The sequence below is a fragment of the Streptomyces galbus genome (assembly GCF_005280195.1).
Lineage (GTDB): Bacteria > Actinomycetota > Actinomycetes > Streptomycetales > Streptomycetaceae > Streptomyces > Streptomyces galbus.
Map to the genome: position 1 here is coordinate 1 of NZ_SZPR01000030.1, position 14,956 is coordinate 14,956.

The following is a 14,956-nucleotide window of genomic DNA, read 5'->3' on the forward strand; positions in this document are numbered from 1 at the left end:
GCCACCTGCTCAACTACTGCGGACACGACACCGACCAGGACGACATCGACCGCGCCATCGGCCACACCACCGCCTACAACCGGGTGATCGGCAACAGCTACACCGCGTCGGTGTACCTGGGCGTGGCCGCACTGCTCGACCGCTCGGAGGACCTGACGGGCCGGCCCGTGGCGTTCCTCAGCTACGGCTCCGGCTCCGTCGCCGAGTTCTTCGCCGGCACCGTCGTCGCCGGGTACAAGGACCATCTGCGCACCGAGGCCAACCGCGAGGCGATCGACCGGCGCAAGCCCGTCGACTACGCCGGCTACCGGGAGCTGCACGAGCACAAGCTGCCGGCCGACGGCGGCGACCACGCCAACCCGGAGCAGACCACCGGCCCGTTCCGGCTGGCCGGCATCAGCGGCCACAAGCGCATCTACACCAAGCGCTAGACGCCGAGGACGCGTCGAGCGTCTGGGGCCGGTGCGGGGGCGTCATGTGCGTCCGCTCCCGCGCCGGCCCGTCACGGCCGCGCACCCGCCGGCCTTGTCGTACTGGAGTTCACAGACCATGTGAGGGGAGGGCAGCCGCGTGAACGACACCACCATCCACCGAACAGGCAGCCCCATCAGGGACGTCAGGATCGTCGGTACGGGTGCCTGCGTGCCCGAGCGGATCGTCTCCAACGACGAGGTCGGCGCGCCGGCCGGAGTCGACGACGCCTGGATCACCCGCAAGACCGCCATCCGGGAGCGGCGCTGGGCCGGGCCCGAGCAGGCCACGTCCGACCTGGCGACGGCCGCGGCCCGCGCCGCGATGAAGTCGGCCGGCATCACCGCCGAGCAGCTCACCGTGATCGCGGTGGCCACGTCCACGCCGGACCGTCCGCAGCCGCCGACCGCGGCCTACGTCCAGCACAACCTCGGCGCGTCCGGCACGGCCGCCTTCGACGTCAACGCGGTGTGCTCCGGCACGGTGTTCGCGCTGTCCGCCGTCGGCAGCGTGATCCTGCGGCGCGGCGGCTACGCGCTGGTCATCGGCGCCGACGTGTACTCACGCATCCTCAACCCGGCCGACCGCAGGACGGTCGTGCTGTTCGGGGACGGCGCCGGGGCGATGGTCCTCGCCCCCACCACCGAGGGCCCGTCGGTCAAGCATGTCGCGCTGCACACCTTCGGCGAGCTGTCCGGGCTGATCCGGGTGCCGGCGGGCGGCAGCCGGCAGCCGCTGGACCAGGCCGCGCTCGACGCCGGGTTGCAGTACTTCGCGATGGACGGGCGGGAGGTGCGCCGCTTCGTCGTCGAGCAACTGCCGCAACTGGTCAAGGGGTTCCTCCACGAAGCCGGCGTGGAGGCCGCGGACATCAGTCACTTCATCCCGCACCAGGCCAACGGCATCATGCTCGACGAGGTCTTCGCCGACCTGCACCTGCCGCGCGCCACCATGCACAAGACGGTGACCCACTACGGCAACACCGGCGCCGCCTCCATCCCGATCACTCTGGACGCGGCCGTCCGTGAGGGCCGCATCCGGCCGGGCGAGCTGGTCCTGATGGCCGGGTTCGGCGGGGGCATGGCCGCGAGTTTCGCCCTGGTGGAGTGGTGAGGCAGGCATGACCCTCGTCCCCGCGCTCCCGGGTCGAAGCCGTCCCGGCGGACCGGCGGTCGGGCCCGGGGCGCGGATGTGACCTGGCTGACCGGCGTCATGTGCTGCAGCGGGCCGCCGGGAAGAACTTCCACGACGACGGTGTGACCCCACGGACCATCACGGCCGCCGGCCGTCAGCCCTGGCGGCTGACGGCCGGCGGCCGTGGTGGTCCGGTGGCCCCTGTGGTTCGGCGGCCCGAGGTGGCGCGGGGCCGCGGCGGAGGTCAGCTGCCCTCGGACGCCCGGTGTTCTTCGTAGCGCGCCGGCCACAGTTCGCGCAGGATCCGCAGTTCCTCCTCGGAGAGCGGAACGTCCTCGCGCACGCGTTCGGGGTGGGCGGGCGGCGGTCCTCCGGGGCGCTGGCGGGGCGACTGCTCCCGGTCGGCGTACTGCGCGGCGAAGGGATCGTGGGCGGCGCCGAAGTCGACCAGGGAGAGCCAGAGCTGTCGTACGAAGTAGTCCGACAGCGCCCGCCGACCGCCCCGAAAGAACCGCCTCACGTCCGCCTCCTCCACCGTCGCTCGTCACCTCCTCCACAAGCTCCCAAGGTCCGCTCGCGGATCACTTGAGGGCGGCACGGGTGCGGCCGCGGGGGCGGGGTCAGTCGATGCCGCGGACGAGATGGGGCTCGCGCAGCTCGTCCTCGTCGATCCCCGCGAGCCGCAGCGGCGGAGCCCAGGACGGGGGCAGGTCCGCCCGTCCCTCCGCTGTCCTGCCGTCCTCCTCGGTGGTGTCGTACACCTGGTCCTCCTGCCGGGTCGAGTGATCCATGTCACGATGCCGGACGGCGGACGAGGAACCCTCGAAGAGCGGATGAACGGCGGTGGATGCCGATCACACGCCGGGCAGGGCGGCGTCTTCCGGTCCCCGCGCGAGCGCCCGCGCCCGCTCACCGTGCTGTACGCGCCCGGGGGCCCGGGTGCCACACTGGGAGGCGTGGCGGAGCCGGACCATCTCGACCAGCGGCTGGAGCGGGCCATCATCAGCCTGCTGGAGCGCCGCGCCGACACGGCGTCCATCTGCCCGTCCGACGCCGCACGCGCGGCCTACGAGGGCGACGACGACGGCTGGCGGGCCCTGATGGAACCGGTACGCCGGGCGGCCTGGCGTCTGGTGGAGGCCGGCGAGGTCGAGGTGACGCAGGCCGGGCGGCCCGTCGCGAAGACCGGGGCACGGGGACCCCTGCGCATTCGTCGGGTCCGCCGGTAGCCGGGGCGCCGGCCGGACGGTCCCTTCCGGGCGCGGGGTGCTCAGCGTCGCCGGACCCGCCTGGCTGCGGGACACACCGGCCTCTACCGGACGGCTGAGCCGTCCCCGTGACGGACGGGGCAGCCGCGCAGCCCGGGGACGGGCCGGGTGCCCAGCTCGTCCAGGCGGTAGCCGTCCGGGTAGCTCTTGATCTCCCGGTTCTGGCGTGCGTGGTGCGGCCGGCGGCGCGGGGGCAGCAGGCGGACCAGCCGTCCCCGCGTGCGTACGGCCCGTCGTACCAGGGCGCGTGCGGCGGGGCCGGGAGGTGGGTAGCGGAACGCCTCCAGGAGCGGGTCGTCGAGCAGGGCGAGGGTCGAGGCGCGCAGGAGGGGCGCGAGGGGGCTGGGGTACCAGGAGGCCATGAGGTCGAGCGTGGCGTCCGCGACGCGGCGCGCGTCCGCGTCCCAGGCGAAGTGGGCGGCCTCGTAGGCGTCGAGGCAGTCCTCGAACTCCTCGTAGGTCTGCGGGACGTCCTTGATGCCCATGTGCCGTCCGAGTGTGCGGTAGTGGACGGCGGAGGCGACCGTCTCGTGCCGGGAGAGCCTGCGCCACCCGTAGGCGTCGATCCAGCGCTTGGGCACGACGACGAACGTGCACAGCACGTAGCGCATGTCGTCGTCGCCGATGTCGTAGGCGCGGTGCATCTGGTTGATGCGCCGGATCGCGGTGCGGGCTTCCCGGCTGTCGAAGCCGTGCTCGATGACGGCGTCGAGGAGCAGCGCGGTGTCGTCGTAGCGCTTTTGTGTGCGGTCCGTGAGTTCGGCGGTCGTGGCGAGCAGGCGGCCGATGCTCGGTACCGCGTAGGTGCGGTAGAGCGCCAGTTCCAGGGCTCGGGTGGTGTCCCAGGGGAACTCGTAGGCGGTGGTGAGGAGGTAGATCTCCGAGGCCTGCTCGTAGGGGTCCATCCGCCGGATCTGTGCCAGCCGTGCGAAGCGCTCCACCGGGCCCTCCCCCTTCTGCCACCGAAGTGCCCACTCTACGTCCAGTGACAGCAGGCGGACGGACGGTCGCCGTCGGCGGCCACGCCGGCCAGCACCTCGGGCACCCGCCGGGGGAACCGCGGGAGCACGGCCAGCAGTTCGGGGACCGCGGAGCGGGCCTGCGGCCCCCAGTGTGCGAGGAGCCCCAAGAGGTACACCGCTTCCTCCTCCCCCACGCCGTCCGCGACCAGACGCGTGCGGACCGCCCGCAGCAGTGCGGGATCGCAGGCGAGCGGCCGGACGGAGCGGATCCGTCCGCCGGCCTCGGACACGACCGTCGCCGCCAGGGCCCGCGGCCGGTCCGGGAGGTGCCGCGCGAGGAGGGCCGTCGCCTCGGGGACGTCCGCGGCGATCAGGACCGACAGGGCCCGGTCGGCGAGGACGTCGTCCTCGCCGGACGCCAGGTGTACGAGCTCCCGCGCGACGGCGTCGTCCTCCTTGCGCCATGCGTTCACGAGGAGATCCGCCGCCGTCCCCGGATCGTCGACAAGGGCGAGGAGGTCCGGCAGCAGGCGCAGCCGGACCTCCGGCCTGTGTTCTGCCAGCGTCCTGGCGCCCCACACGGCCTCCTTGCGCGCGCCGGCCCCGTCCTCGCCCTCGGTGCGCAGCGCCGCGGTGACCACGTCCATGGCGTCACCGGGACGCCCCCGTTCCACGAGCCGTTCGACGAGGTCGGGGAAGGGGTCGGTGAGCCAGGGGGTCCGGCCGATACGGTCGCTCGCCGGCAGCAGGGAGACCGTCACGGCGGTCAGTTCGGCCGTCCAGGCAAGGCCGGTGTCCGGGAGGACGACCAGGGCGGCGATCCGCACCTCGTCGGGCCGGCCGGCGGCCAGGGCCGTGGGCATCAGGCGGCGGGCCGACAGCGCGTCGAGCAGCGCGATGCCGAACAGCACGTCCCGCCGTACGCAGGGTTCGTCCTCCCTCTCCCAGCGGGCGGCCAGCGCCCGACCGGAGTTCTCTGGGCTGCGGCACTGGGCCACCGCCCAGACGGCGAGCTGGCGCACCTCGGCCTCCTCGTGCGCCAACAGAGGCAGCAGGAGCGGAAGTTGGGCGGTGACCGAGGCGCGGGCGGCACCCGGGGGGATGCCCTTCTCCTGGTCGGAGGCGGCGACGGAGCCGAGGAAGAAGAGCAGGGCCGAAGTCCGCAGACCGGCCGCGCACAGCCGGGCGATCCAGGGCACCGCCTGGACGGTGGCGGGTGTCGCGGTGCTGCCCAGGTCCAGCAACAGCCCGTAGAGATCTTCGAGGGCTTCTTGCGAGGTGTCGACGTCCGTGGACGCCAGCGCCCGCAGCACGCCGGGGAGTTCGCCCACCCCGTACCGCTCCCACGGCACGCGGTCGAACCCGTCTGCTTCCCGCCCGACGTCCATTTCGCGATCCTAGCCACGGCCGGCCCGCCGCCTGAGTCCCGGTGTCGCCGGAAGCATCTCCCCGTCCTGCGAAGGCCGTTGCGGCCCCGGCGCCGAACACGCATTCCCTTGCCCGGCCCGGCATGGAGGAGTTCACTGGTGTGATGCCGGCCTTGGTGGCGACGTTGACGGGCTTCTGGCCCTCGCGCCGCGTGTATCTCTTCGACGGTTTCTGTAGCCGGGCCTCGTGAGCGCGCCGCGCGCCCTCACCCCCGTCCGTGCCCTCCCCGTACGAGAGAACCGAGGTCCGTCATGTCCGTCACCGATGAGCTGCTCGCCAACAACGCCCGCTACGCCGAGACCTTCTCCGGCCCGCTCCCGCTGCCGCCCTCCCGCCGACTGGCCGTCGTGGCCTGCATGGACGCCCGGCTGAACGTCTACGCGATCCTCGGCCTGAACGACGGCGAGGCGCACGTCATCCGCAACGCCGGCGGGGTGGTGACCCAGGACGAGATCCGCTCGCTCGCCATCAGCCAGCGCCTCCTGGGCACCGAGGAGATCATCCTCATCCACCACACCGACTGCGGCATGCTGACGTTCACCGACGACGCGTTCAAGGACGCGGTCCAGAAGGACACCGGGATCCGTCCGCCCTGGGCGGTCGAGGCGTTCCCCGACCTGGAGGAGGACGTGCGGCAGTCCGTCGCGCGCATCAAGGCCGATCCCTTCGTCGTCCACAAGGACCGCGTCCGCGGTTTCGTCTTCGACGTGGCGACGGGCAGGCTCACGGAAGTCCGCTGACCGGATTCCCGACGCACCGGGGGCGCGCCCCCGGTGCGCACGCGGGCCCCGCGCGCTTCAACGAGCCGCAGACGCGCAGCGTACGCAGGTTCTCGCCGCCGGGCGGACCTCGAGGCGCCCCGCCGGGATCGGCTCACCGCACTGCTCGCAGCGCCCGTAGTCGCCTGCCTCCCATCGCTCCAGGGCCTGGTCGAGATCGTGCAGATGCTCGCGCGCCTGGGACAGCAGGGCGGCGACGTGCGCCCGCTCGAAGGCCGTGCTCGCCCCCTCCGGGTCGTGCTCGTCGTCGATGGCCACCAGGGCGTTCGCCGCGACGATCCCTTCGTACTCACGGCTCAGGGCGGATATCTGCTGCAGTGTGCCGGCGCGGTCGGCCGCCAGCGCCGCACGGATCGCCTCGGCCTGAGGCGGGGGAAAGGCGGCATTGCCGGAGGGATCACTCATAGGGGAGGAAACCTCTTCACCCCGGCTGCGATTCCCGGTCGCCCCGTCACGCGGCCCGTACGGCCCCGTGGGCGCGGGCCAGGTGGCGCAGCTCGGTGCGCGCCGTGGGTGCCGAGGGGACGGTCTGCCAGTAGGGGTGCCACCACAGCCGTACGGACAGGCGCAGCAGGCGGCGGCGCAGGGCGGCGGTGTCGCGGGGGTGGGGTGCGGCGAGTGCCTGGTAGGTGGTGTTCCAGGCGGCTTGCGTCCGCACCAGGTCGTCGGGGAAGTCGGTCGCATCCATACCGGCATTAGATCACTTGTTCGAATTCTCTGTCGCGTCGGCCGGGCAGGGGTGGTGCGGACCGTCCCCTGCGCTCGCGCAGGGGACGAAAAGGGGCGCCACCCGGACGGGGGACGTTCTCCCCGGTCCGCTGCCCGGGGGCCATCAATGCAGGCGGTGAGGGTAAGGGGTAGGGACCACCGACCGCTCGCAGGGAAGAAAGGTGCCCCGCCATGTCCCAGGCACAGGACGTCGTCGAGCTCATCCTCCAGGACCACCGGCGCATGGAGGACCTGTTCCGTCTGATGCGCAGCGTCGAGGCGGACCGTGCTGCCGCGCTGGAGGAGTTCGCCGACCTGCTGGTCGCCCATGCGCTGGCCGAGGAGGCCAAGGTCTACCCCGCCCTGAAGAGGTACAAGAACATCGACGACGAAGAGGTCGAGCACGGCGAGCACGAGCACGACGAGGGCAACGAGGCCCTGCTGGCCCTCCTGGAGGTGGAGGAGGTCGGCTCCGAGGAGTGGGACTCCAAGCTGGAGGAACTGGTGGAGGCCGTCACCCACCACGCCGACGAGGAGGAACGCACCATCCTCAACGGTGCGCGCGAGAACGTGGCCATGGAGCGGCGTGCGGAACTGGGAGCGGCGTTCCTTCAGGAGCGCGAGCGTCAGCTGAAGGCGGGCTGCGGCTCGGTCGACAACGTGCGCCGCATCGTGAAGTCCTGACCGCCTCGCACAGCGGGGTCCCGCCGGCCGGCGTCCTGACGCCGGCTGGCGGGTGGCCGGGGGCCGGGGTGAAGCTGGAGGTGTCCGCCGGGCACCGGAAGCAGTCCGTGACCGGCGTTCCTCTCGGGCCCCGGGCGGCGGTGTCCTCCTCGCGGCCGGGGCCGCGCGCGGGTGACTCGAAACCCGGGATCGGGGAACCGGAAGGGGTGCCCTGACCCATGCGGGCGGGCCGGGTGCCCGAACGCCCCGGCCTTCCCACCGGAAGAAGGACCATGATGGCGCACGAAGAGGACGACGGGCCCACCGAAGGCGGCGTCACCCGCCGCCGCCCGCTGCGTGAGTGGCACGTCGAGGAGACGGTCGAGGCCGCGGTGCCGGTGCGCACGGCCTACAACCAGTGGACGCAGTTCAAAACGTTCCCGCGCTTCTCGGCCGTGGTGCACGACGTCGAGCAGGTCAGGCCCACCGTCACCGCCTGGACCATCGGCTACGGCCCGCTGCGCCACCGTTTCTGCGTCGAGATCGTGGAGCAGGACCCCGACGCCTACCTGGCCTGGCGCGGCCTGGAGCAGAACCCCACCCACGAGGGCGAGGTCGAGTTCCGGCCCACCGGGTCCGGCGGCACCGCCATCACGGTCCGGATGCTTCTGCGGCCGCACGGGGCCGCGCAGGTCCTCGCCCGCTCCCCCGCGGTCACGGGGCTGGCCGCCCGGCTGGTGCGCGCCGAACTGGTCCACTTCCAGCACTTCATCGAGGGGCTCGGCCAGGAGGGCGGCGCCTGGCGCGGCACCATCCGCAACGGCCGCGTCCAGCACGACACCCCGGAACCGCCCAGGAGCCGTGTCGCCCAGTGGCCCGTCGGCTGACCCGCCCGCCCCGGACACGGCAAGAGAAAGGCCAAGCGATGCAGAACCCGCCCGGTGACGAGCCGGAGACCGCGCTCTCCGTGACACCGCCGAAGAAGTGGGCGGCCGGTGTCCCCGCCGTCGTGCACGCGCTGGAGTACTCCCTGGAGCAGACCTCCCCCCGCAAGACCGGGGTCGACCTGCTCACCATGAACCAGGTGGGCGGGATCGACTGCCCCGGCTGCGCGTGGGCGGACCCCGCCCCGGGCCGGCGCCATCGCAACGAGTACTGCGAGAACGGCGCCAAGCACATCAACGACGAGGCCACCACGCGCCGGATCACCGCCGGCTTCTTCCGCGAGCACAGCGTGTCCGACCTGGCGGCCCGTTCCGACAAGTGGCTCAACCAGCAGGGCCGGCTCACCGAGCCGATGATCAAACGGCCCGGATCGGACCACTACGAGCCCATCGGCTGGAACGACGCGCTGGGCGTCCTCGCGCAGGAGCTCACCGCGCTGGACTCGCCCGACGAGGCGGTCTTCTACACCTCCGGCCGGGCCAGCAACGAAGCCGCCTTCGTCTTCCAGCTCTTCGCCCGTGCCCTGGGCACCAACAACCTGCCCGACTGCAGCAACATGTGCCACGAGTCCAGCGGCTTCGCCCTGAACGAGACGCTCGGCGTCGGCAAGGGCACCGTGAGCCTGGACGACCTGCACCACGCGGACCTGATCTTCCTGGTGGGGCAGAACCCGGGCAGCAACCACCCGCGGCAGCTGTCGGCGCTGGAGGAGGCCAAGCGCAACGGCGGCCGCATCGTGGCGGTCAACCCGCTGCCGGAGGCGGGACTGCGGCGCTTCAAGAACCCGCAGAAGCCGCGCGGGGTCGTGGGGCGCGGCACCCAGATCGCCGACCGCTTCCTGCACATCAAACCGGGCGGGGACCTGGCCCTGTTCCAGGCGCTGAACCGGCTGCTGCTGGAGGCGGAGGACGCGCGTCCCGGCACCGTCCTGGACCACGACTTCATCGACGCCCACACCTCCGGTTTCGAGGACTTCGCCCGGCACGCCCGCACCGTCGACTGGGACGACGTGCACGCGGCGACGGGACTGACCCGCCAGGAGATCGAGAAGGTCCGCGACGAGGTCCTGGGCAGCGAACGCGTCGTCGTGTGCTGGGCGATGGGCATCACCCAGCACAAGCACGGCGTGCCCACCATCCGGGAGATCGTCAACTTCCTGATGCTGCGCGGCAACCTGGGGCGCGCGGGCACGGGCGTCTGCCCGGTGCGCGGGCACAGCAACGTCCAGGGCGACCGCACCATGGGCATCTGGGAGCAGATGCCGGACAGCTTCCTGGACGGCCTGCGGAAGGAGTTCGGCTTCGACCCGCCGCGCCCGCACGGCCTGGACTCGGTGAACTCGATCAAGGCGATGCTGGAGGGCCGTGTCAAGGTCTTCCTCGCCCTGGCCGGGAACTTCGTGCGCGCCGCGCCCGACAGCGACGTCACCGAGAAGGCGATGCGTTCGTGCCGGCTGACCGCCCACATCTCCACCAAGCTCAACCGCTCGCACACCGTCTGCGGCGACACCGCCCTGATCCTGCCGACGCTGGGCCGCACCGAGCGTGACGTGCAGGCCGACGGCGAGCAGTTCGTCACCGTGGAGAACTCCATGAGCGAGGTGCACACCTCCCAGGGGCGGCTGGAGCCGGCCTCGCGCATGCTGCTGAGCGAGGTCGCCATCCTGTGCCGGCTCGCCCGGCTGACCGTCGACGGCGTGGGGGACATCCCCTGGGCGAAGTTCGAGGGCGACTACGGCACCATCCGCGACAGCATCTCCCGGATCGTGCCGGGCTTCCACGACTTCAACGCCCGGGTGGCGCGCCCGGGCGGCTTCCAGCTGCCCAACCCGGTCAACGAGGGCGTGTTCCGCACCGAGACCGGCAAGGCCCGCTTCACCTGCAACGAACCGGTCGTCCCCCGCGCCCCCCAGGGGCACCTGCTGCTGCAGACCCTGCGCTCGCACGACCAGTGGAACACCGTCCCGTACACCGACAACGACCGCTACCGCGGCATCCACGGCAGCCGCCAGGTCGTCCTGGTCAACCCGGCCGACCTGTCCGAGCTCGGCCTCGCCCAGGGCGACCGGGTGGACCTGGTGAGCGTCTGGCAGGACGGCACCGAGCGCCGGGCGGAGAACTTCCGGGTCGTGTCCTACCCGGCGGCCAAGGGCTCGGCGGCCGCCTACTACCCGGAGACCAACGTCCTGGTGCCGCTCGACAGCGTCGCCGACATGAGCAACCAGCCCACGTCCAAGGGCATCGTCGTGCGCCTGGAGCCCGTCGGCGACCGGGTCAGGGACGTTCGTACAGCTGGAGCAGGCCGCCCGCGCTGAAGCATACGGCGCCCAGGAGCGTGCCCCAGTCGGCGATGTTGGCGTTGACCAGGCCGCCGGTGGCGGGGCGGGTGTAGGCGGCGAGCGCCGAGACCATGAAGAGGACGGAGCCGATCTGGTTGACGGCGGCGATCCACCAGCCGAGGCTGCGGCGGCGCACGCAGGGCCGGGCGCGGTGGCAGATCTCGACGAAGGCGAGATGGCCGGAGATCAGGAACAACAGGCAGCCGATCACGTCCGGCGCCCAGATGAGCCGGTTGACCTGCTGGACGCTCAGGCCCCGCAGGAAGGAGTCCAGCAGGTCGACGGCGAACACCAGCGTTCCGGCGAACAGCACGAAGGTGCCCAGCCAGTCGACGCGTGCCGGCTCGTAGCTCCACCAGCGCCAGCCGCGGGCGACCAGGCGGCCCTGGCCGCCGGGTTCGTGGCGGGGGGCGTTGACGACCTGCAGCAGGCTGACGTAGCCGCCGGTGGTGAAGAACAGGCCGCCGGCGAAGTAGATCGAGGCGCAGGTGGTGGCGTCGCCGGAGCCGAACTGGGCGACGGCGGCACCGGCCGCGAACAGCGCGCCGCCGAGGACGAAGGCGGTCGCGGCGACGGTGTTGAGGCGGCGCAGCCGGCCGAGCGTCACGTCGTCGGCGGCGATGGTGCGGCCGGCCGGTGCTCCGGACGGGTGGACCGCGATGACGCCGCGGCGCCGGGCGGGCCGTGACTCCCACACGGCGGTGCCCCCGCCGGGCGGCTGCCAGGTGAGCCTGGTGGTGAAGGGCCCGGCGCCCTCGGCGTGCGGCTCGGCGGATGTCATGCGGGCCTTTCTGAGATGCCGGCCGGTCCCGGGCCGGGTGCGTGCACGGCAGCAGGCGCTGTTCGTGCGCGAGGGCCACGGCGCCCGCCCGGTGGTCCGCTTCGAGTGTGTCGTAGACGGGGACGCGGCGCAGGCGGGGCCGTGGCCTCGCTGACGCGGCCGGGGCCGGCGCCGGGGGCGCCTCAGGAGGCGATGCCCACGGTCTGACCGATCGCGTCGGGCTCGTCCAGGACGCGCAGCATGTGGTGGGCGACGTCGGCGCGCGGCGACCGCCCGGGGGGCGCATGAAGAACCCCTCGCCCGGGTCGTGCCTGGGCGGGGTGGGCCGGCCGGGTGAGGGCACGGTGGCGACGGGTGCGGCGCCGACGGTCACGAAGCGCCGCACGGCCCGCCGGAGGTCCCACCCACCCGCAACGCCCCGCCACGCTCAGAAGACCTGTCTGCCCAGGTCCCGTCTCATGGCCATCCGCAGTTCCGTCAGCAGCAGTTCCCACCTGTCGCGGGCCCGGGCGTAGTCCTCGCTGGTGTGCAGGGCTCCTTCCTCCACGCGGTCCCTGAGGTCCCGCAGGGCCCGGAACGCGGCGGTCGACGCCTCCACGACCGCCCGGGGCGCCACCACCGCGATCTGGTAGCGCAGTTCATAGGCGTTCCCCTCGTGGAACGCCTCGGCCGCCCTGCGGGCCCGCTCCGCGGCCGGCACGTCGGCCGGCCGGGCCGCCATCCGCACCTGGTTCCTCGTCCTGGCCAGAGCGGCCAGGTAGTCGCCGTACAACTGCTGCCGGGCGGCCCGGTCGTCGTCCTGACGGCCGCGCCTGGTGCGCAGGTGGTCCGTCGCCAGCGTGGACGCGATGCCGATGACGGCACCCAGTGACGTGCTGAGCAGCGGTCCCCAGTCCATACGGGGATCCTACGAGAGGCGTCGGCGGGCCGGTCGTGGCTCAGTACAGCACCGGCAGGTCCCCCGGGCGTACGCGGACGGTGACCGGGAGGGTGGCCTCGACCTCGCCGTCGGCGCCGTAGGGGACGGGGCGGTCGGCCTCGATGCGCAGTTCGCGGCCGCGCAGGACGCGCACTTCGGGGCGGCGGACGTGGGCGCCGGTCTTCAGTTCGTTCATCAGCGTGAAGAAGAGCCGGCGCGGGGCCTCGCGGATCAGCACCACGTCCAGCAGTCCGTCGTCGACGCGCGCGCCGGGCGCGATGAGCCGGCCGGAGCCGTAGTAGGGGGAGTTGGCGGCGACGACGGTGTAGCCGCGGTGGAGGTGTTCCTCGCCGTCGACGGTGACCCGGTAGCCGGCCGGCCGCCAGGTGGTGACGGCGCGCAGGCCGCCCGCGTAGTAGGAGGCGGCGCCGCGCAGCAGGCGGGCCTGGTTGGCGTGCCGGTTGGCCTCGGCGTCGACGCCGGCGTACACGCTGCCCAGGACCACCGTGCGCGGGTGGACGGCCGACTCGACCTCGAGGGTGTCGACGGGCCGGGGTTCGGCGTGCAGCAGGATGTCCGCGAGGGCCTGCGGGTCGGCGGGCAGGCCGAGCGCGCGGGCGAAGTCGTTGCCGCGTCCGGCGGGTACGAGGCCCAGCACGGTCCCGGTGCCGCTGAGGGCGCCGCCGATGCCGCCGGCGATGCCGTCGCCGCCCACGGCCAGGACGGTCCGGCCGCGTTCGCCGGCCGCGCGGGCGATGTCCTGGGCGTGGGCGAGGCTGCGGCTGTACTCGGTCTCCAGCTCGGCGCCGGCCGCGCGCAGCAGCCGGGCCAGCGGCAGCAGGGTCGCCGCCCCGGTGGAGCCGCCCGCGGTGGGGTTGACGACGGCGGTGAACGGGCGCATCGGTGGGCCTCCGGGGCAGGCGGTCGGGGTGGGGCGGGTCAGTCGGTGGGCAGCAGGACGCCGGGGTTGAGCAGCCCCTCGGGGTCCAGGCGGCGCTTGACGGCGCGCAGCGCGGAGACGCCGAGGGGGCCGGCCTCGCGGACGTACCAGTCGCGGTGGTCGGTGCCGACGCCGTGGTGGTGGGAGATGGTGCCGCCGGCCGCGAGCACGGCCTCGTTGGCGGCGTGCTTGGCGGGCGTCCAGTGGGCCACCGGGTCCTCGCCCTGGGCGCTGACGACGGTGAAGTACAAGGAGGCGCCGTTCTCGTACACGTGGGAGATGTGGCACATCACCAGGGGCGGGGTGCCGGCCCGGGTGAGGGTGTCGGTCAGGGCGGTGCGCACGGCGGTGTACAGGCCGGGGATGCGGGACCAGAAGGCGGCGGTCTCCAGGGTCTCGGCGAAGGCGCCGGCGTCGAGGAGGGCGTCGCGCAGGTACGGCGCGGAGTAGCGGCCGTGCGCCCAGCGTTCGCCCGGTGCGGTGCCGGCGGGGGTGCCGCCGCAGCCGGCCAGGACGGTGGCCGCCCGCTCGCGGCGGTGGGCGGTGTCCTCGGCCGTCCCCTCGTACCCGGCGATCGCCAGGCAGCCCGCGCCGCCCTGGGCCGCGTCGGCGCCGATGGCGTCGGGCTGGGCGAGGCCGACGAGCGTCTCGGTCTCGTCGGACAGGCGCAGCACGGTGGGGCGGGGTCCGTCCTGGGCGAGCCGGCGCAGGGCGGCGGCGCCCTCCAGGAAGGAGGCGAACCGCCAGCCCTCGTGGACCCGGACCTCGGGCAGCGGGCGGATGCGGACGGTGACGGAGGTGATGACGCCGAAGGCGCCCTCGGAGCCGAGGATGAGCTGGCGCAGGTCGGGTCCGGCGGCGGAGCGCGGGGCGCGGCCGGTCGTGAGGGTGCCCTCGGGGGTGGCGAGGGTCAGGGCGAGGACCATCTCGTCGAAGCGGCCGTAGCCGGCGGAGGCCTGCCCGCTGGAGCGGGCGGCCGCGAAGCCGCCGATGGTGGCCCATTCGAAGGACTGCGGGAAGTGGCCGAGGGTGAAGCCCTCGGCGGCGAGCAGGGCTTCGGCCTCGGGGGCGCGCAGGCCGGGCTGGAGGACGGCGGTGCGCGAGAGCGGGTCGAGGTCGAGCAGGCGGTTCATCCGGCGCAGGTCCAGGGAGACGAACGCGCTGCGCTGCGGGGCGAGTCCGCCCACCACCGAGGTGCCGCCGCCGAAGGGCACGACGGCCAGGCCGTGTGCGGCGCAGGCGCGCAGGACGGCGAGGACCTCGTCGTGGCCGGCGGGCAGGACGACCGCCTGGGGGACGTCGGTGACGTCGCCGGCGCGCAGGCGCAGCAGGTCGGGGGTGGACTTGCCGCGGGTGTGGCGGACGCGGCTCGCGGTGTCCGTGCGCACGTGTTCCTCGCCGACGGCCGCGGCGAGGGCGCGCAGGGCGGCGGGGGCTGCGGTGGGGGCGGGCGGGCGGATGTCCTCCAGGCCGAGGGCGGGGGTGCTGCGCGGTTCGACGCCGAGCAGGTCGTGCAGCAGCCCGGTCACCGTCTCGGGCAGCGGCGCCGCCTTGGCCGGGTCGCCCCAGCCGTTCCACAGCATGTCCATCGAACGGTCGTCCTCACGGGTCGGTGTGCTG

Annotated in this window: 17 protein-coding genes; 7 read left to right on the plus strand and 10 right to left on the minus strand. The window is 73.4% G+C overall.

Annotated elements, in window-relative coordinates; genetic code table 11:
- On the plus strand, nucleotides 1-431 hold a 431-nt coding region (locus E4U92_RS30260), incomplete at its 5' end, for a hydroxymethylglutaryl-CoA synthase (protein WP_277754763.1).
- A gap of 139 nt (nucleotides 432-570) precedes the next feature.
- Nucleotides 571-1,584, plus strand: a complete 1,014-nt coding sequence (locus E4U92_RS30265) for a 3-oxoacyl-ACP synthase III family protein (RefSeq protein ID WP_229863542.1) — start codon at nucleotides 571-573, stop codon at nucleotides 1,582-1,584.
- Nucleotides 1,585-1,849: 265 nt separating this feature from the next.
- Here E4U92_RS30265 and E4U92_RS30270 read toward each other — a convergent pair whose 3' ends face one another.
- Nucleotides 1,850-2,125 (minus strand): DUF6059 family protein, encoded by a 276-nt coding sequence (locus tag E4U92_RS30270; RefSeq protein WP_137303627.1) that lies wholly within the window; start codon nucleotides 2,123-2,125, stop codon nucleotides 1,850-1,852.
- Nucleotides 2,126-2,225: 100 nt separating this feature from the next.
- Entirely contained in the window at nucleotides 2,226-2,396 is a 171-nt protein-coding gene (locus tag E4U92_RS36045; RefSeq protein WP_168372716.1) for a hypothetical protein, read from the minus strand.
- Nucleotides 2,397-2,561: 165 nt separating this feature from the next.
- On the opposite strand from E4U92_RS36045, the gene E4U92_RS30275 reads away from it, so the two are divergent.
- Nucleotides 2,562-2,834, plus strand: coding sequence for a DUF3253 domain-containing protein (locus tag E4U92_RS30275; protein WP_229863543.1), 273 nt, complete (start codon nucleotides 2,562-2,564; stop codon nucleotides 2,832-2,834).
- An 83-nt stretch (nucleotides 2,835-2,917) separates the two neighbouring features.
- Here the strand turns inward: E4U92_RS30275 and E4U92_RS30280 are convergent, their stop codons facing one another.
- Together E4U92_RS30280 and E4U92_RS30285 are read right to left on the minus strand one after the other, a co-directional pair.
- Nucleotides 2,918-3,814 carry an oxygenase MpaB family protein gene (locus E4U92_RS30280; protein ID WP_229863544.1) on the minus strand — a complete coding sequence of 299 codons (897 nt, stop codon included), beginning with the start codon at nucleotides 3,812-3,814 and terminating at the stop codon, nucleotides 2,918-2,920.
- Nucleotides 3,815-3,849: 35 nt separating this feature from the next.
- On the minus strand, nucleotides 3,850-5,223 hold the full coding sequence (locus tag E4U92_RS30285; protein WP_137303629.1) for a hypothetical protein: 1,374 nt from the start codon (nucleotides 5,221-5,223) through the stop codon (nucleotides 3,850-3,852).
- A 291-nt stretch (nucleotides 5,224-5,514) separates the two neighbouring features.
- Here E4U92_RS30285 and E4U92_RS30290 point away from each other — a divergent pair, with 291 nt between their 5' ends.
- Complete coding sequence (locus E4U92_RS30290) at nucleotides 5,515-6,003, plus strand: beta-class carbonic anhydrase (RefSeq protein ID WP_137303630.1); 489 nt, start codon at nucleotides 5,515-5,517, stop codon at nucleotides 6,001-6,003.
- A gap of 57 nt (nucleotides 6,004-6,060) precedes the next feature.
- On the opposite strand, the gene E4U92_RS30295 is transcribed toward E4U92_RS30290, so the two are convergent.
- Together E4U92_RS30295 and E4U92_RS30300 are read right to left on the minus strand one after the other, a co-directional pair.
- Nucleotides 6,061-6,447: a TraR/DksA family transcriptional regulator gene (locus E4U92_RS30295; RefSeq protein WP_137303631.1), complete on the minus strand. Its 387-nt coding sequence runs from the start codon at nucleotides 6,445-6,447 to the stop codon at nucleotides 6,061-6,063.
- Between the two features lie 46 nt (nucleotides 6,448-6,493).
- Nucleotides 6,494-6,730 carry a hypothetical protein gene (locus tag E4U92_RS30300; RefSeq protein ID WP_137303632.1) on the minus strand — a complete coding sequence of 79 codons (237 nt, stop codon included), beginning with the start codon at nucleotides 6,728-6,730 and terminating at the stop codon, nucleotides 6,494-6,496.
- 212 nt (nucleotides 6,731-6,942) lie between these two features.
- On the opposite strand from E4U92_RS30300, the gene E4U92_RS30305 reads away from it, so the two are divergent.
- The 3 genes from E4U92_RS30305 to E4U92_RS30315 all read left to right on the plus strand — a co-directional run bounded on the left by E4U92_RS30305 (nucleotide 6,943) and on the right by E4U92_RS30315 (nucleotide 10,672).
- A complete protein-coding gene (locus tag E4U92_RS30305) occupies nucleotides 6,943-7,434 on the plus strand; it encodes a hemerythrin domain-containing protein (protein ID WP_137303633.1) in 492 nt (163 codons plus the stop codon).
- A gap of 275 nt (nucleotides 7,435-7,709) precedes the next feature.
- Nucleotides 7,710-8,300, plus strand: a complete 591-nt coding sequence (locus tag E4U92_RS30310; RefSeq protein WP_137303695.1) for an SRPBCC family protein — start codon at nucleotides 7,710-7,712, stop codon at nucleotides 8,298-8,300.
- Between the two features lie 38 nt (nucleotides 8,301-8,338).
- Nucleotides 8,339-10,672, plus strand: a complete 2,334-nt coding sequence (locus E4U92_RS30315) for an FdhF/YdeP family oxidoreductase (RefSeq protein WP_137303634.1) — start codon at nucleotides 8,339-8,341, stop codon at nucleotides 10,670-10,672.
- Here E4U92_RS30315 and E4U92_RS30320 read toward each other — a convergent pair.
- The 4 genes from E4U92_RS30320 to E4U92_RS30335 all read right to left on the minus strand — a co-directional run bounded on the left by E4U92_RS30320 (nucleotide 10,632) and on the right by E4U92_RS30335 (nucleotide 14,925).
- Nucleotides 10,632-11,477 carry a hypothetical protein gene (locus E4U92_RS30320; protein ID WP_137303635.1) on the minus strand — a complete coding sequence of 282 codons (846 nt, stop codon included), beginning with the start codon at nucleotides 11,475-11,477 and terminating at the stop codon, nucleotides 10,632-10,634. The two genes, E4U92_RS30315 and E4U92_RS30320, sit on opposite strands and share 41 nt — an antisense overlap.
- A 427-nt stretch (nucleotides 11,478-11,904) precedes the next feature.
- Entirely contained in the window at nucleotides 11,905-12,375 is a 471-nt protein-coding gene (locus E4U92_RS30325; protein WP_137303636.1) for a hypothetical protein, read from the minus strand.
- A 40-nt stretch (nucleotides 12,376-12,415) separates the two neighbouring features.
- A complete protein-coding gene (locus tag E4U92_RS30330; RefSeq protein WP_137303637.1) occupies nucleotides 12,416-13,297 on the minus strand; it encodes a YegS/Rv2252/BmrU family lipid kinase in 882 nt (293 codons plus the stop codon).
- A gap of 38 nt (nucleotides 13,298-13,335) precedes the next feature.
- On the minus strand, nucleotides 13,336-14,925 hold the full coding sequence (locus tag E4U92_RS30335; protein WP_168725226.1) for an FAD-binding oxidoreductase: 1,590 nt from the start codon (nucleotides 14,923-14,925) through the stop codon (nucleotides 13,336-13,338).
- Nucleotides 14,926-14,956 lie beyond the last annotated feature (31 nt).

Excerpts from the sequence above, each read along its gene's own strand:
- E4U92_RS36045 (WP_168372716.1), bottom strand. The coding sequence starts at position 2,396 with ATGGATCACTCGACCCGGCAGGAGGACCAGGTGTACGACACCACCGAG.
- E4U92_RS30335 (WP_168725226.1), bottom strand. The coding sequence starts at position 14,925 with ATGGACATGCTGTGGAACGGCTGGGGCGACCCGGCCAAGGCGGCGCCG.
- E4U92_RS30305 (WP_137303633.1), top strand. The coding sequence starts at position 6,943 with ATGTCCCAGGCACAGGACGTCGTCGAGCTCATCCTCCAGGACCACCGG.
- E4U92_RS30300 (WP_137303632.1), bottom strand. The coding sequence starts at position 6,730 with ATGGATGCGACCGACTTCCCCGACGACCTGGTGCGGACGCAAGCCGCC.
- E4U92_RS30295 (WP_137303631.1), bottom strand. The coding sequence starts at position 6,447 with ATGAGTGATCCCTCCGGCAATGCCGCCTTTCCCCCGCCTCAGGCCGAG.
- E4U92_RS30290 (WP_137303630.1), top strand. The coding sequence starts at position 5,515 with ATGTCCGTCACCGATGAGCTGCTCGCCAACAACGCCCGCTACGCCGAG.
- E4U92_RS30285 (WP_137303629.1), bottom strand. The coding sequence starts at position 5,223 with ATGGACGTCGGGCGGGAAGCAGACGGGTTCGACCGCGTGCCGTGGGAG.
- E4U92_RS30315 (WP_137303634.1), top strand. The coding sequence starts at position 8,339 with ATGCAGAACCCGCCCGGTGACGAGCCGGAGACCGCGCTCTCCGTGACA.
- E4U92_RS30325 (WP_137303636.1), bottom strand. The coding sequence starts at position 12,375 with ATGGACTGGGGACCGCTGCTCAGCACGTCACTGGGTGCCGTCATCGGC.
- E4U92_RS30320 (WP_137303635.1), bottom strand. The coding sequence starts at position 11,477 with ATGACATCCGCCGAGCCGCACGCCGAGGGCGCCGGGCCCTTCACCACC.
- E4U92_RS30310 (WP_137303695.1), top strand. The coding sequence starts at position 7,710 with ATGGCGCACGAAGAGGACGACGGGCCCACCGAAGGCGGCGTCACCCGC.
- E4U92_RS30330 (WP_137303637.1), bottom strand. The coding sequence starts at position 13,297 with ATGCGCCCGTTCACCGCCGTCGTCAACCCCACCGCGGGCGGCTCCACC.